14 protein-coding genes are annotated in these 14701 nt (G+C 63.8%); 12 read left to right on the top strand and 2 right to left on the bottom strand.

The window, feature by feature from the left end; all coding sequences use genetic code 11:
- The first annotated feature begins 3 nt into the window (after positions 1-3).
- The 8 genes from CFE35_RS09720 to CFE35_RS09685 are packed head-to-tail and all read left to right on the top strand — an operon-like array spanning position 4 to position 8366.
- Positions 4-861, top strand: coding sequence for an SDR family NAD(P)-dependent oxidoreductase (locus CFE35_RS09720; protein WP_292930389.1), 858 nt, complete (start codon positions 4-6; stop codon positions 859-861).
- Complete coding sequence (locus CFE35_RS09715; protein WP_292930388.1) at positions 858-1550, top strand: glutathione S-transferase family protein; 693 nt, start codon at positions 858-860, stop codon at positions 1548-1550. Before CFE35_RS09720 ends, CFE35_RS09715 begins: the two co-directional genes overlap by 4 nt.
- Positions 1551-1571: 21 nt before the next feature.
- Complete coding sequence (locus CFE35_RS09710; protein ID WP_292930387.1) at positions 1572-2825, top strand: cytochrome P450; 1254 nt, start codon at positions 1572-1574, stop codon at positions 2823-2825.
- Positions 2825-4072 (top strand): alpha/beta hydrolase, encoded by a 1248-nt coding sequence (locus tag CFE35_RS09705; RefSeq protein ID WP_292930386.1) that lies wholly within the window; start codon positions 2825-2827, stop codon positions 4070-4072. Before CFE35_RS09710 ends, CFE35_RS09705 begins: the two co-directional genes overlap by 1 nt.
- On the top strand, positions 4069-5226 hold the full coding sequence (locus CFE35_RS09700) for an acyl-CoA dehydrogenase family protein (RefSeq protein ID WP_292930385.1): 1158 nt from the start codon (positions 4069-4071) through the stop codon (positions 5224-5226). The genes CFE35_RS09705 and CFE35_RS09700 overlap by 4 nt, the downstream gene beginning before the upstream one ends.
- 16 nt (positions 5227-5242) lie before the next feature.
- Positions 5243-6634, top strand: a complete 1392-nt coding sequence (locus CFE35_RS09695) for an FAD-binding protein (RefSeq protein ID WP_292930384.1) — start codon at positions 5243-5245, stop codon at positions 6632-6634.
- Positions 6634-7413 carry a hypothetical protein gene (locus tag CFE35_RS09690; protein ID WP_292930425.1) on the top strand — a complete coding sequence of 260 codons (780 nt, stop codon included), beginning with the start codon at positions 6634-6636 and terminating at the stop codon, positions 7411-7413. Before CFE35_RS09695 ends, CFE35_RS09690 begins: the two co-directional genes overlap by 1 nt.
- Positions 7410-8366, top strand: coding sequence for an electron transfer flavoprotein subunit alpha/FixB family protein (locus CFE35_RS09685; RefSeq protein WP_292930383.1), 957 nt, complete (start codon positions 7410-7412; stop codon positions 8364-8366). The genes CFE35_RS09690 and CFE35_RS09685 overlap by 4 nt, the downstream gene beginning before the upstream one ends.
- Here CFE35_RS09685 and CFE35_RS09680 read toward each other — a convergent pair.
- A complete protein-coding gene (locus CFE35_RS09680; RefSeq protein WP_292930382.1) occupies positions 8363-9154 on the bottom strand; it encodes an IclR family transcriptional regulator C-terminal domain-containing protein in 792 nt (263 codons plus the stop codon). The two genes, CFE35_RS09685 and CFE35_RS09680, sit on opposite strands and share 4 nt — an antisense overlap.
- A 166-nt stretch (positions 9155-9320) precedes the next feature.
- On the bottom strand, positions 9321-10178 hold the full coding sequence (locus CFE35_RS09675) for an MBL fold metallo-hydrolase (protein WP_292930381.1): 858 nt from the start codon (positions 10176-10178) through the stop codon (positions 9321-9323).
- 193 nt (positions 10179-10371) lie between these two features.
- On the opposite strand from CFE35_RS09675, the gene CFE35_RS09670 reads away from it, so the two are divergent.
- The 4 genes from CFE35_RS09670 (at position 10372) to CFE35_RS09655 (ending at position 14559) form a co-directional block, all read left to right on the top strand.
- Positions 10372-12006, top strand: a complete 1635-nt coding sequence (locus CFE35_RS09670; RefSeq protein WP_292930380.1) for a GMC family oxidoreductase N-terminal domain-containing protein — start codon at positions 10372-10374, stop codon at positions 12004-12006.
- Positions 12007-12055: 49 nt separating this feature from the next.
- On the top strand, positions 12056-12940 hold the full coding sequence (locus CFE35_RS09665; protein ID WP_292930379.1) for a crotonase/enoyl-CoA hydratase family protein: 885 nt from the start codon (positions 12056-12058) through the stop codon (positions 12938-12940).
- A 70-nt stretch (positions 12941-13010) separates the two neighbouring features.
- Entirely contained in the window at positions 13011-14006 is a 996-nt protein-coding gene (locus CFE35_RS09660) for an NADP-dependent oxidoreductase (protein WP_292930378.1), read from the top strand.
- A 28-nt stretch (positions 14007-14034) separates the two neighbouring features.
- Positions 14035-14559, top strand: a complete 525-nt coding sequence (locus tag CFE35_RS09655) for a VOC family protein (protein WP_292930377.1) — start codon at positions 14035-14037, stop codon at positions 14557-14559.
- Positions 14560-14701: the final 142 nt, after the last annotated feature.

Below are 14701 nucleotides of genomic sequence, written 5' to 3'. Positions count from 1 at the left end.
GGCATGGATCTCGTTGGCAAAGTCGCCGTCGTCACGGGAGGCGCGTCCGGGATCGGACGGGCCATCGCCGAAGAACTGGCCGCGCGGCGCTGCCGGGTCATGGTGGCGGACCTGGATCTCGACCGGGCGATGGCGGTGGCCGCGGACCTTGGCGGACCGGCGCTCGCCACCAAATGCGATGTGTCAGACCACGCGTCGGTGGCGGCGCTGGCAGACCGGGTGGAATCGACGCTCGGGCCGGTCGATCTTGTCTTTGCCAATGCCGGTGTCTCGTTTGGCGGGGTGCTGATCAATGGCACACCGGAGCAGTTTGACTGGGTGTTCGGCATCAACAGCCGGGGCGTTTGGAACACCGTTTCGGTCTTCGCGAAGCGCCTGATGGCAGCGGACCGACCGGGCCGCCTCTGCGTGACGGCCTCCGAACATGCGCTGGGCTTCCAGCATCCGGGCAGCGGCTTCTACACTGCCTCCAAACATGCGGCGCTGGGCCTTTGCGAGATTTTCCGGGCCGAATTGCCGGAGAGCATTTCAATCAGCGCGTTCTGCCCAGGCCTCACTGCCACGGATTTGCACCACAGCCAGCGCCACAGCCCGTGGGGGCCTGCCGATCCGGCGGCGAGTGAATTTGGCGGCAAGATTCTGGGGCAAGGCATGCCCGCCGATGTCGTCGCCAAGGCGGCAGTCGATGGGACAATGCGGGGTGATTTCTATGTCGTCAGTCATGCCGTCTCTGCCGTGGCAGCGCGGCGGCGCTGGGACGAGATCGAAACAGCCTTCGCCGCGCAGGCGCCGTGGACCGAGGACGCTGCTAAATATGATGTGATGCGCGTGATCGGCGAGCTTCAGGGAGGCGGACAGTGATTACGCTCTATCAGCTTGCTTCCTCGCCGTTTTCCGAGAAGGTGCGCCGCGCGCTGAACTACAAGCAGGTGCCGTTCGAGATCCACGAGGTCGAACGGGCCGCCGTGCCGCAGGGCAGGTATGCCGATGTCAGCGCCTCGGGCAAATTTCCCTCGATCGTGATCGATGGCACCGCGACGCAGGATTCGACCGATATCCTGATCGCGCTGGAAGCGGCGCATCCCGCTCCTGGGCTCTACCCGCAAGCCCCGCGTGAGGCGGCGCTGGCGCATGTGATCGAGGACTGGGCGGACGAGAGTCTCTATTTCTACGAGATCACCATGCGGCTTTCGTGGGAACACAACCTCGAAGGCGCGCTTGACGAGTTCATGGTTACGATGCCCGGCATACCGCGCGATACGCTGCGCACCATGGTGCTGGAAGGCGCAGGGGCGCTGGTCAAGACGCAAGGGCTTGGCCGCAAGGCGCGTGAAGTTGTGGTGGCTGATGTGGGGCGCCATTTCGCTGCGCTCGATGCCATGCTTGATGGGCGCGACTGGCTGGCAGGCACCACGCTTTCGGCGGCCGATCTGGCCGTGACCGCGCAAGTGAGCGCGCTGCTCTATGCTGCCGAGGCGCGCGACTTGCTCGCCCAGTATCCCCGCATAGCCGCGTGGCGCGCGCGCATCGATGCAATTGCTCCCCGCTAAAGCATGAACCGAGAGACTGTGATGCAAGCTGATTTCAACACCAATCTGGTGGATATCGACCTGATCCCTGATGGGAAGGGCCCGCCGTTCGAGCTGTTTGCCCGCTGGCGCAGGGAGGATCCGGTCCATTGGAACCCGGCACCCGAGGCTGGCAGTTACGTTTCCAAGCAGGCAGGAGCCGGCCTCGATCAGGGTTTCTGGGTGCTGACCCGCTACAAGGATGTCGATACCGTATCGCGCAATCAGGAGCTGTTCTCCTCGTGGCTGGGTGGACCGACGATCTGGGACTACCGGGGCGAATATCTGGAACGCCAACGCGCCGGGATGATGGGCATGGACCCCCAGCGCCATATCCGGACCAAGCGGCTGGTTACGCCAGTGTTCACGCCCCGTGTGATCAGTGAGTTCGAGCCGAACATCGTGCGCGTTGCGGGCGAGATCATCGATAGTGTGGCGGCAAAGGGTTCGTGCGAATTCGTGTTCGATGTCGCATCGAAGCTGCCGGTCTATACTTTCTGCGAACTGCTCGGGGTGCCGTCCGAAGACCGCGATTTGATCTTCGATCTCGGCAATGGCGCTGCGGATACGGAATCGGAAAGCCGCGATCACGAAGCGGTCGTTATGCAACTGGTACAATATGGTGCCGCGCTCGCTGCAAAGAAGATGGAAAGCCCCGACGACAGCATGATGAGCCGGGTGGCCAACGGGATCGTCGATGGCGACCGGCTCGCGCCCGAGGAAGTTGCGATGTTTTTCGTGCTGCTGTCCATCGCTGGCCACGAAACCACCCGTGCAACCGCGACGCATTTCATCCGGCTGATGACAGAGCATCCCGATCAATATGCGCTTCTGCAAAGCGACATCGACAAGTACCTGTCCGGTGCGATCGACGAAGTGCTGCGTTTCTCACCCCCGGTCATCAAGTTTCGCCGCACGGCAACGCAGGATACCGAGATCGGCGGCTATCCCGTCAAGGCGGGCGATAAGATCTACTTGTCCTATGCCGCGGCCAACCGCGATCCCGAGATGTTCCCGGACCCTGACCGGTTCGATATCACCCGCGCCAACGCATCGCGTCATCTGGCTTTTGGCATTGGACCACATGTGTGCCTTGGGGCGCGACTTGCCTCGCTCCAGCTCAAGCATCTGCTGAAGCAAGTGGTCACGCGGATTCCCGATTTCCGGATCGCCGGAGAGCCCCGGTATCTGCGTACCATCTGGTTCAACGCGATCATGCACATGCCCATTGCCTTCACACCGGAGGGGCAAAACTGATGAAGCCCGACGCGCATTTGCTTGCGGCAGCTGCAACTTCCGACGGCGAGTTCATGCTGGCCGCCCGCCACTGGAGCGGGGCTGTCTGCTTGCGTGGGGAGAGCTGGAAACTGGCCCTCGTGCTCGAAGGCGGCAAGATCAGCGGAGCAGGCGCCGATGCCGCCCAGCCTACGATTACGCTCACCGCCTCGGACGAGATCTGGTCGCGCTTGCTCGCCGCCAAGCCGCCCCGGTTCTACAACGACGTGGCACTGGTGATCGCGATGGGCGAGATGACGCTCGAAGCCGATCCCGTACATTTTGCGCAGTATTATCCGGCGCTGATGCGGCTGGTCGAACTTCTTCGCCCCGCTGCTGCTGAACCGGCAAAGCGCGAAGAGGCGCGGCCTTCGGGCACGTTTGATGCGCCTATCGGCCGCTACATTCACTTGTCCATCGAGGGGCAGGACCACCGCATCTACTTCGAGGAAGCGGGGCAGGGCATTCCGCTGCTGCTGCAACATACTGCGGGTTGCCACGGATCGCAGTGGCGGCACTTGTTCGAATGCCGCGAAATCACTGATCATTTCCGGCTGTTTGCCTATGATCTGCCGTTCCACGGCAAGTCGCTTCCTCCGGTCGGCCCGAGCTGGTGGAGCGAGACATATGCGTTGACCGGCGCGTTCCTGCGCGCGGTGCCGGTGGGCCTTGCGCAGGCGCTGGGACTGGACCGGCCGGTGTTCATGGGGTGCTCGGTAGGCGGGCTCCTTGCGCTCGATCTGGCGCTGCACCATCCGCAAGTGTTCAGCGCGGTGATCTCGCTCGAAGGCGCTCTCAAGGTCGAGGGTGATCCGGCTTCGCTCGAGGCGATGTGGCACCCGCAGGTCAGCAACGAATACAAGGCGCGGCTGATGAATGCGTTGATGTGCCCGACTTCGCCCGAAGCCTATCGCAAGGAGACGAGCTACGTCTATGCGTCGGGCTGGCCGCCAGCCTTCCGGGGTGATCTGCACTACTACACCGCCGATTGTGATCTGCGCGGGCTGGCGCAGAAGATCGATACGAGCCGGACGGCCGTTCACATCCTTTCGGGTGAATATGACGCCAGCGGCACGGCCGAACTCGGCCAGGAAGCGCACGCGGCGATTGCCGGATCGAGTTGGGCGATGATGCCCGACATGGGGCACTTCCCGATGTCGGAGAACCCCGAGGCGTTTCTCAAGCATCTGCTGCCGGTGCTTGATCAGATCAAGGCTGCCAAGGCATGAGCCCCATCCTTACCGACGAACAAAAGATGATCCAGCAACTGGCGCGGGATTTCACACGCGACGTGGTGCGCCCGGTGGCGGACCGGCTGGACCCCGAGAAAGGCGATATGCCGCCCGAACTGATCGCGCAGATGGGCGAGCTCGGCTTTTTCGGTATCCTGATTCCCGAGGAGTTCGGCGGGCTCGGCCTCGGCGCCATGGAATACTGCCTTGTCGCCGAAGAACTGGCCAAGGGCTGGATGAGCGTCGCCAGCGTGATTGCGCGCGGCAACACGTTCTACCGCTCCATCCAGGGGCCTGACGATGTGCGCCGCGCAAAGATCGAGGCGATGGCGAGGGGCAAGTATCTGGGCGCGGCGGCGCTCTCCGAACCGCAGACCGGATCGGACCTCTCAAGCGTGGCGTGCAAGGCGCGGCCCGAGGGCGACGATTGGGTGATCACCGGCAACAAGTACTGGTGCACCTTTGCCGACGGGGCCGATTTCATCAGCGTGCTGTGCCGCGTCGATGATCCTGCAAACCCCAGCGAAAAGCCCGAGACGGTGAGCGTGATCGTGGAAAAGCCGCGCGGGCAATTGCCGGCAGGCGTCACCGGATCGCCCATTCCCAAGATCGGCTATTTCGGCTGGAAGACCTGGGAACTGCGCTTTGAAGGCGTTCGCGCGCCGCGCCAGCCCCGCAGCAGCGGGCGCGGATTTCAGGAAGCCGCAGCAAGCCTTGAACTGGCGCGCTCGCACACTGCCGCGCGGTCGATCGGATTGGCGCAGGCGGCGCTCGATCATGCGATCGGTTATGCCCGCGAACGCGTGCAATTCGGCAATCCGATCATCGATTTTCAGGCGATCCGCTTCAAGATCGCCACGATGGCGACCGAGATCGAGGCGGCGCGGCAGCTGATGTATCTTTCCTGCGCGCTGATCGATGCGAAGGAACCGGCCTCGATCCAGACGTCGATGGCGAAGTTCTATGCCGCCGAAATGGCGGAGCGGGTCACCAGCGAGGCGCTGCAGATCCTGGGCGGGGCGGGGTACACCACGCTGCACCCGGTCGAGCGGTTCTGGCGCGATGCGCGGCTGACCAAGATCTTCGAAGGCACGTCAGAAATCCAGCAGCGGATCATTTCGGATCGCCTGCTCGGCAAAGTGAAGCGCTGATTACCGGGAGGCCCCAATGACCACGACGTATGATCTCATTATCGTCGGATGCGGTGCTGCTGGGCTATCGGCCGCTCTGGCCTATGTGGATGGCTGCAAGGCAAGCGGGAAGACCCCGCGCGTTGCCATTCTGGAAAGTGCACCCGAAACCGAGCGCGGCGGTGCTACGCGCTGGACCATGGCGACCCTGCGCGTGGGTGAGCGGGACAGGCTCGATCCGTTCTGGGTCGGGATCATGCAGGAGGTTTCCAAGGGGCTTGCCGATGCGGCCTATTGCCGGACCTTCGAGCGCGAGGTGCCGACGACCGTGGCGCAGCTTCGCGAACTGGGCGTGGAGCTCATCGTCAACGAGCTCTATCTCGCCAACGAGATGAACGGCCGCACGATGAACCCCAACGGCGGCGGCAAGGCGATCATCGAAGCTTATGCCGCTCGCCTGGACGCCAGCGCGGCGGCGGAGTTCCTTTACGAAACCGAAGCCGTGCGGCTTTCGCTGAGCGAGGAAGGCCGGGTTGACGGCGTGGTCATGCGCGGCGGCGATGGTTTGCTGAAGACACTGCGGGCGCCGCATGTGGTGCTGGCTTGCGGCGGGTTTGAAGGCAACAAGGCGATGCTGACCCAGTATGTCGGCCCCAATGCCGTCGATCTGCCGCTGATCGCACCGGGTGTGGCGGGGAACAAGGGCACGGGGATCCGCATGGCGATGGAGATCGGCGCAGCCACCGCCGGGCAGTTCGACATGCTCCATGCCGAGCTCGTCGACCGGCGCACGAGCCGTGCTGATGCGGTCATCTATGGCCACACTTACGGTATCGTTGTGAACGGCGAGGGCAAGCGTTTTTACGATGAAGGCGCAACCTCGCTTGATGCCAGCTTCGAGCTGATCGCTTACGAAGTCTGGCGCAACCAGCAGCAGACGGCATTCTTCATTGCCGATCAGACGGTGGCGGCGCGGCCCGAGCTGATGTTCGCCTATGATACCGATATCGCGCCGATCACGGCGGATACAGTGGAGGATCTGGCTGATCAGCTAGGCCTTGCACCCGAAGCGCTGGGCCAGACGATCGCCGAATACAACGCTGCGGTTGGCCCCGGCACGTTCGATCCGGGAATCCTCGACGGCAAGGCAACGGAGGGCCTCGACCCGCCCAAATCCAACTGGGCCTATCCGCTGACCAGCCCGCCATTCATCGCCTTTCCGCTGACAGCGGCAATTACTTTCACGTTTGGCGGCCTCAAGGCTGATGATCTGGGCCGGGTGATTGCCACCAATGGCAAGCCCATTCCCGGCCTCTACGCGGCGGGTGAGATCGTCGGGTTGTTCTATCACCAATATCCCTCGGCAACCTCGGTCCTGCGCTCGCTGACCTTCGGGCGGCGCGCCGGTGCCTATATCGCTGCGTTGTGATGGAAGAAGGCGCGGCCCGGCGCGCGGTGGTGCTGGTCAAGACCGCACCGGGCGGCGCGGCCGATAGCGTGGATGCCTTCGAGCGGGCCGGTCGGGCTTTGCCGGGCGTACTGAGCACGGGTGATGCTCACGCGGTCGAGGCGGCGCTGCGCCTGCGCGAGGCGGATCTCGTTTCGGAGGTCGTGATCGTTGCCGTGTCCGCCTCGTCCGAGATACTGGGCGGCGTGCGCGAGGCGCTGGCGATGGGGGCGGACCGGGCGTTCCTGGTGGCGGATGACCGCATCGATACCATGGACATTGCGGCGCGTGCGAAAGTCGTCGCGGCTTTGCTGTTTACCTTACCAGCCTCGGTTACTCTTTTCGGGCCATGGAGCGGCGATATTGAAGGGTCGCTTCTCTGGGCGGCGGTTGCGCAGCACTGCGCCATGCCGCTGCTGGGACAGGCGCGGACGCTTGCCTGCGAGGGAGACATGTGGACCGCCGAGCGCCAGACCGAGGCTGGTGATGTGCTGCAAGCGGCGAGCAGTCCGTGCCTGGTCGAAGTGTCGGAGGCGCTCAACCGGCCGCGCCGTGCAACGATGCGGGGATTGCAGGCGGCGCGTTCGCGTCCCGTGAGGCTGATTGCGCTCGATGCGCTCGGGATCGAAGTTCCTTCTGCCCGCACGCGCTTCACCGTTTTGGGCCCCGCGCCCATCAAGCGCGCCACGCAAATGGTGGAGGGCGGACAGGCGGCGGAGGTGATCCTTGCATTTCTGCAGGCGCGGGGCTTCGTCCTATGAAAGCGCTGGTCGTGATCGAGGTTTCTGCGGGCGTTCTCTCGTCCGATGGGCTCGGCATTGTCTCAAGGCTCGCGGAGCTGGGAGGTGAGGTCGAGGCGGTGGTCTTTGCTGCGGGTGATGAACCGGAGCTTGAACCCGCCGCCATGGCCGGGGCCGCCAAAGTCAGCTTGTGCACCCATGCCGCGATCCTCGACGTGCCGGTTGAGACGCGCGCCGAGGTTATTGCGGCGCTTGCTGCGGAAATGCGCTTCGATGCGGTGCTCTTGGTACAGAGCGCAACCAGTGTCGCCATTGCCGGCCGGCTTGCCGCTACGCTCGATGGCGGGGTGATCTGGGACATCACGGACCTGACGCTGCGCGACGGTGCGCTCTGGTCCACGCGCCTCATCCACGGTGATACCACGATGGTCCAGGCCGAATGGCTGGGCGGGCCAGGCATTGGTTTGGTCCGGCCCGGCGCTTTCGAGCCGCAGGAGCGGTCGGCTGTGCCAAACCTGGTCCGTATCGATCCCATACCGTGGATCGCGGGCCGGAAAACTCTGTGCCGGCTGGTGCGAGCGGGCGCGCCAGCGCAGGACCTTGCCAAGGCGGACGTCATCGTGGCGGGAGGACGGGGCCTCGGCACGGCCGAGAACCTCGAGCTTGTCCGCGATCTTGCTGAGGCGCTGGGCGGTGCGGCGGGCGTTTCGCTTCCGCTGGTCGATATGGGATGGGCGCCGCGTTCGATGCAGGTCGGGCAGACCGGGGCGGTGGTGAAGCCGCGTCTTTATATCGCTTGCGGCATATCGGGCCAGTACCAGCACCGCATGGGGATGGAGCGGTCTGGCACGATCGTGGCGATCAATACCGATCGTGCCGCGCCGATCATGGCCTTTTCCGATTTGGCTGTCGTGGCCGATGCGAGCAGCATCCTGCCGCAACTGACGGCGCTGGTCCGAGCGCGGCGGGGCTAGCCTCTCGGGCTGGTCAGAAAACGTTCGCGGACGTCCTGCAGCGCGGCGATGATCATGTCCCGCTTGGCCGCCACCCGCTCGATCCCGCCTCCGACTCCGATTGCCATTGGCACATTGCCGACCACCGAGGGAATGGCGACTGCGATGACCGAGCGGCCCGGGGTCATCTCGCCCTTGCTTTCCGAGATTCCGGTATGCTGCACATGCCGGATATCTTTCATGAGTTCGGTCTTATTAACGTGCAGGGCGGGTGCAAACTCGGCATTGCTGCGGCGGATCAGCAGTTCGATCTCGCTGTCGCTCATCATGCTGAGCAGCACCCGGCCCAGCGCTGTCCGTGTGAGCGGGCGCAGCATCCCAGACTGGATGTCCATGCTTTCGGGCAGATCGGGCACCTGCGCGTAGATGTATTGGCAATAGAGGCTGTTCTGCAGACCAAGCAGAACGGTTTCCCCGCACCGCTTCACCAGCCCGTCAAGATGCCGCTCGATATCGTTCTCGACCTGAAACCTGCGGTGAATCCAGCTCCCCAGCAGCATGACCCGAACTGTCGGCAGATATGTGCGGTCGGTGCGGTTGTGCTCCAGGTAGCCGAGCCGCACGAGATTGCGCAGAAGCATCGTCGCGCTTGGCTGCGGAATACCCATGGTTCGCGCGATCTGACCTACGGTCATCGGGGTCTGGCTGACCGAGAACATCTCGAACAGGGCGAGGGTCCGTTCGGCCGACTTGATCGAGCGCTCGGCGGTTGGACGCAGTGAGCCTTCCCAAGGCGCCAGCCCTTCCATATGCGCAACCGGCGTACCTCGCTTCACTGTGCATCCCCACCTGAACCAAGCTTGCGCCCGGCTCCCCTGTTACTGTGAGCTTACCGGGTCTGCCGGATACACTAAATCCGCAGGCCTTGATTATTACATATGTGATGGCTGTGGAAGTTGGGCGGATTGCGGCCTGTCAGGAAATCAGCCGGAAGCCTTCGCCATCCGGCTGAATCCGCCCTGCCGTCGGTGCAGCGAAATGGGTTCCGATGACGAGACGCTGATCGGCAGCCCATTCGGCAAAACTGGATCGCCGCGTGGCGACTGCCTCGGTATTGTCGCTGTCGAATGGCGTCACCCAGTCCGGATGCGCCAGCTGGCAGGGGTGATGCGCCATGTCGCCGGTGATGACCGCGCACTGGCCTTCGGATTCAATCACGACACTGACATGGCCCGGCGTGTGGCCGCGTGTCGGGACGAGGCGGATCTCAGGGCTGATGCGCTGATCGCAATCGACCAGTTCGGCCAGTCCGGCATCGAAGATCGGCTGGATCGAGTGGGAAAGGACTTCCTGCTGGTCTTCGTCGCCAGCGGCCATCCAGTGCTGGTATTCGGTGCGGCCGAACAAATAGCGTGCGTTGGGGAAGGTCGGCACAAGCACTCCGTCGCGCAGCACCGTGTTCCAGCCGACATGATCGAAATGGAGATGGGTACAGATCACCGCATCGACGCTTTCGGGCGGCCAACCGGCCCGCGCCATGTCCTCAAGAAACGGCCGCATCATGTCCTCGTTGCCGAGCGCGTTGCGATGCTTGCCGTGGCCGAAGCAGGTATCGACCATGAGCCGGATACCGGGGGCTTCGACAAGCAGGGCATGGAACGAGAGCCGCAGTCGGTCCTCTTCATCCACGAAGTGCGGATAGAGCCAGTCGATCGGGCGCAGCGCTTCGGGCTTTGCCTCGACTATGAAGGGCGACTCCGGATTGTAGGGAACCGGTATTTCCGCCTCGACCACGCGCGTGATCCGCACTGCCCCGACTTGCCAGGTCAACATACCGCTCTCCTTCGACGCTCTTGTTTTAGGAGGATGCTATGGGAAGGCGGGCACCAGAGCCAGAGTGATCGCTGAAAAGCGCCATTACAAATGTGATAACTCTGCCGTTGCCCCTTGCTGCGCTTGCCCGCAGCGCGGCCTGGGAGGAAGGTCCTGGCCGAGGAAAACAGATCAAGGGCAGAGGAAGCACCCGGTGGCGGAAGCGTTCGACTTTGTGATCATAGGCGGAGGATCCGCGGGCTGCGCGCTCGCCAATCGTCTTTCCGAAGATCCGCGCCGGACGGTGCTGCTGCTCGAGGCTGGCCCACCCGATCGCAGCCGGTGGATTCATATCCCCGCTGGCATGCAGAAGATCCTGTTCGATCCCAAATACCTCTGGCCCTATTTCACCGAGCCTGAGCCGGGGCTGGGCGGCAAGAAGGTCTATTGGCCGCGCGGGCGGACACTGGGCGGGTGCAGCGCGGTCAACGGCATGGCCTATGTTCGCGGGCAGCCGCAGGACTATGACCAGTGGGCGCAGATGGGTGCCCGCGGCTGGGGCTGGGACGATGTCCTGCCCTATTTCCGCAAGGCCGAAAGCTATTGGGGAGGGCCGGATGCGCTGCATGGCGGGGATGGCGCGGTGCGGGTTACGAACACCCGGCACCGCCAGCCGCCGGGCTCTTCGATACATCGCGCTACCAGCGCCTTTGTCGAGGCCGGTGTGGCGGCGGGGCTGCCGCTGAACGATGATTTCAATGGCGAGGTGCAGGAAGGTATCGGCTGGATCGATCACACCATCGATGATCGCGGCCGGCGCCATACCACCGCTACGGCTTATCTCGCCCCTGCTCGAAATCGGCCCAATCTCGCCGTCTGGACAGACTCGCTGGTCGAGCGGATCGTGATCGAAGGCGGACGCGCGACCGGGGTGCAATTGCGGCGCGGCGGACAGACGATGCACGTTGTGGCACGATCGGAGATCGTGCTGAGCGCCGGCGCGATCAATTCACCTCAGATCCTGATGCTTTCGGGCATCGGCCCGGCGGCGCATTTGCGCGATCATGGCATCGATGTGCTGCACGATCTGCCCGGCGTGGGCCGCAACCTGCAAGACCATATGTATGTTCACTGGGTCCACCGGGTGAAGCCGGGCTACAGCTTCAACGGCGAGACAAGCGGGCCGCGGCTGATCCCCCACGTGCTGCGCTACTATCTTACGGGCAAGGGGCTGCTGACCACTGGGGCAAGCAGCGCCTATATCTTCTGCAGATCGCTGCCCGGCGCGGCCACGCCCGATACTCAGATCGGCTTTCGCGCCTTTTCGAACGAATCCATGATCAGCGGTGAGCTGGGCGAGCACCGGTTTCCTGCGTGGTCAGCCTCGGTCGCGTGTCTGCGTCCGAAATCGCGGGGGCGGATCGATCTGGCTTCCGCCAATCCGGCCCACGCGCCGAAGATCTATGCCAACTACCTCGGCGACGAGGATGATCTCGTGGCCACGATGACAGCGTTGCGGCTGGTTGGCCGGATCTACGATACGCCGGGGATGCGCGAAATTCTGGTGAAGCGCCTTACGCCGGCCGAAGACGTCGATCTGGCCGATGATGCGCAGCTCACCAGTTTCATCCGCTCCCACGGCGGAACGATGTTCCACCCGGTCGGCACTTGCGCGATGGGGCCGGCGGGGCAAGCGGTGGTGGGGCCGGACCTCAGGGTCAACGGCGTCGCGGGCCTGCGCGTGGCCGATGCCTCGATCATGCCCACAATCGTTTCCGGAAACACCAATGCCCCCGCCATCATGATTGGCGAACGCGCGGCGGCGCTGATCCGGGCCGAGGCAACCTGAACCCGCCGAGCGCGCCCACCCAACAAGATTTGTAACGAGGAGAGTTCGAGTGACTGCCAGCCAATATGAGACCATTCTCTATGACGTAGAGGACGGGATCGCGACGATCACGCTCAACCGGCCCGACCGCATGAACGCGATGACCAGCCGCATGACGCAGGAACTGCTTAGCGCCTTCGACGCGGTCGATGCCGATGATGGGGTACGCTGCGTGATCTTTACAGGGTCGGGCACCAAGGCGTTCTGCGCAGGGGCGGATCTCGGCAGCGGCAAGACTTTCGACTACGAGGCTCTCGCAGACCCCGATCTGGAAGTCACGCGTGTCGGCGATGTTTATCGCGACGGTGCCGGGCTCGTCACGATGCGGATGTACGATTGCTGCAAGCCGATCATCGCCGCGGTCAACGGCGTGGGCGTGGGTGCCGGCACGACGATGCAACTGGCTGCCGATATTCGGATCGCTACAAAGACCGCGCGCTGGGGCCTGGTGTTCGCCCGGCGCGGCATCGTGATCGATGGTGCGGCATCGTGGTTCCTGCCCCGGCTGGTTGGTATGCAGACCGCGCTCGACTGGTGTCTTTCCGGGCGGATTTTCGGCGCAGATGAGGCCTTGGCGCAAGGCCTGGTCAAGTCGCTGCACGAACCCGATGAATTGCTCCCCGCCGCGCGTGCGATTGCGCGGGAGATTGCCGATAACACCGCGCCGGTTTCGGTTGCGATCAATCGCCAGCTCTTGTGGCGCATGGCCGGGGCCGATCATCCGATGGAAGCGCATATGACCGACAGCCGGGCCATCCAGTCGCGCGGGGCATCGGCCGATGCGCGCGAAGGCGTAAGCTCGTTCCTCGAGAAGCGCCCGCCTGCGTTCCCCAATCGCGTGAGCACCGACATGCCCGATCCCTGGGTCAACTGGCGCGACCGCTCCTTCGCCTGAACACGTGCCGCACCGCCCTGCGCCCGGAGCGATGGCTTCCGGGGCAAAGCGGCGAGGAGAAGGAAAGATCATGACCAATCGGCAGTGGATACTGGTGAGCACGCCGGCCGGCGCTCTGACGAGCGATCACTTCGTATGGCGCGAAAGCCCGGTCCCTTCGCCCGGACCTGGCGAGGTTCTGGTGCGCACGCGAATGCTCTCGCTCGATCCCGCCAACCGGGCGTGGATGAACGGGCCGAGCTACCGTGAGCAGGTTCTGCCGGGCGATGTGATGCATGGCTTCACGCTCTCGGAAGTGGTGGAGTCCAACGCATCCGGCTTTGCGCCGGGGGATCTGGTCGACTGCATGGGCGGCTGGCAGGACTTCGCCGCGCTGCCGGCCGAGGCGCTGACGAGGCGCGACAACCGCCAAGATCCCGCGCATCTGATCGGCGTGCTCGGCGTGACCGGGCTCACCGCCTATCACGGGCTGTTCGATATCGGTCGCCCGCGCGAGGGCGAGGTGGTGCTGGTTTCGGCCGCAGCCGGGGCGGTCGGTACCATCGTCGGGCAGATCGCCCGGCTCGCCGGATGCCGCGTGGTGGGCGTTGCGGGCGGGCCGGAGAAGTGCGCCTGGCTGACGGGTGAACTCGGTTTCGATGCGGCGGTGGACTACAAAGCCCCCGATTTCCGCAAGGCCTTGCGCGCTGCCACGCCGGACGGGGTGGACATCTACTTTGACAATGTTGGTGGCACGGTGCTGGAGGCGGCGCTGTGGGCCATGAACCAGCGTGGGCGCATTGTCTGCTGCGGTGCTGTCTCGGGCTATGACAAGCGCGGCGAAGCCTATGGCTCGCCCCTGATACCGGGTATTCTGGTGACCAAGCGGCTACGCATGGAGGGGTTCATTGTCCTCGACAACGCCATGGCCAATACCGAGGCGGAAGCGCAGCTGGCCGCATGGGTTGCCGCCGGACAGCTCAAGGCCAAGATGGATATTGTCGAAGGGCTGGAAGGCGCACCGGATGGCCTGATCCGGCTGCTCGCCGGCGGCAACAAAGGCAAAATGGCCGTCCGCGTCGCCTGATGGCGCCTTGTCTTCGGGAGAATCCTGAATGAGCAGACTGTTTGGCCCGGCCATGCAGAACGGTGTGGTGGTCCCTGATCTTGATGTGGCCCTGACGTACTGGACAACCGAGATGGGTGCTGGCCCCTTCTTCCGCACGGACAACTTGCGCAACGAGTATTACGTGTTCGAGGGCCGGGAGGTTGCCAGTCCGCATATGTCGGTTGCGCTGGGCAACTGGGGCAATCTGCAGATCGAGCTCATCTGTCCGCACGGTGACGGCGATTCCACATGGCATCGGTTTTTGCAGGGGACCGGCGGCGGGGTGCATCACGTGTCCGTATGGTCCACAAGCTATGACGACCATGTTAAGCTGGCGCACGGGTTGGGCATGCGGGAAGACTGTCGCGGAAAACTCCCCAAAGGTCCCCGGTATACTTATTTCGGCTCCGGCGTGGCCGGTCAGCCCTTGCTCGAGATCGCTGAGCTCACACCATCGCTTGCTCGGCTCTATGAGCGGGTCAGGGAAGCCTCACTCGATTGGCGAGGCGAAGATCCGGTGCGCACGCCTTAGCCACCAGCAAGGCGCTTTTCTGGTCGGAAATCCATTACAAGTGCAATGAATGTGCGAGCTGCATACCAAGTAATTGACAGTACCTCTCACTTTTCGTTCATCTAAGCCGGTGAGTTCCTGCGCTCAATGCGGGACCGGCATT

The sequence above is a fragment of the Novosphingobium sp. PASSN1 genome (genome assembly GCF_002278815.1).
The sequence above is the reverse complement of the archived record's forward strand: the minus strand, read 5'-3'. Positions and strand labels throughout refer to the sequence as shown.

Excerpts from the sequence above, each read along its gene's own strand:
- CFE35_RS09720 (WP_292930389.1), top strand. The coding sequence starts at position 4 with ATGGATCTCGTTGGCAAAGTCGCCGTCGTCACGGGAGGCGCGTCCGGG.
- CFE35_RS09710 (WP_292930387.1), top strand. The coding sequence starts at position 1,572 with ATGCAAGCTGATTTCAACACCAATCTGGTGGATATCGACCTGATCCCT.
- CFE35_RS09705 (WP_292930386.1), top strand. The coding sequence starts at position 2,825 with ATGAAGCCCGACGCGCATTTGCTTGCGGCAGCTGCAACTTCCGACGGC.
- CFE35_RS09700 (WP_292930385.1), top strand. The coding sequence starts at position 4,069 with ATGAGCCCCATCCTTACCGACGAACAAAAGATGATCCAGCAACTGGCG.
- CFE35_RS09695 (WP_292930384.1), top strand. The coding sequence starts at position 5,243 with ATGACCACGACGTATGATCTCATTATCGTCGGATGCGGTGCTGCTGGG.
- CFE35_RS09690 (WP_292930425.1), top strand. The coding sequence starts at position 6,634 with ATGGAAGAAGGCGCGGCCCGGCGCGCGGTGGTGCTGGTCAAGACCGCA.
- CFE35_RS09685 (WP_292930383.1), top strand. The coding sequence starts at position 7,410 with ATGAAAGCGCTGGTCGTGATCGAGGTTTCTGCGGGCGTTCTCTCGTCC.
- CFE35_RS09680 (WP_292930382.1), bottom strand. The coding sequence starts at position 9,154 with ATGGAAGGGCTGGCGCCTTGGGAAGGCTCACTGCGTCCAACCGCCGAG.
- CFE35_RS09675 (WP_292930381.1), bottom strand. The coding sequence starts at position 10,178 with ATGTTGACCTGGCAAGTCGGGGCAGTGCGGATCACGCGCGTGGTCGAG.
- CFE35_RS09660 (WP_292930378.1), top strand. The coding sequence starts at position 13,011 with ATGACCAATCGGCAGTGGATACTGGTGAGCACGCCGGCCGGCGCTCTG.
- CFE35_RS09655 (WP_292930377.1), top strand. The coding sequence starts at position 14,035 with ATGAGCAGACTGTTTGGCCCGGCCATGCAGAACGGTGTGGTGGTCCCT.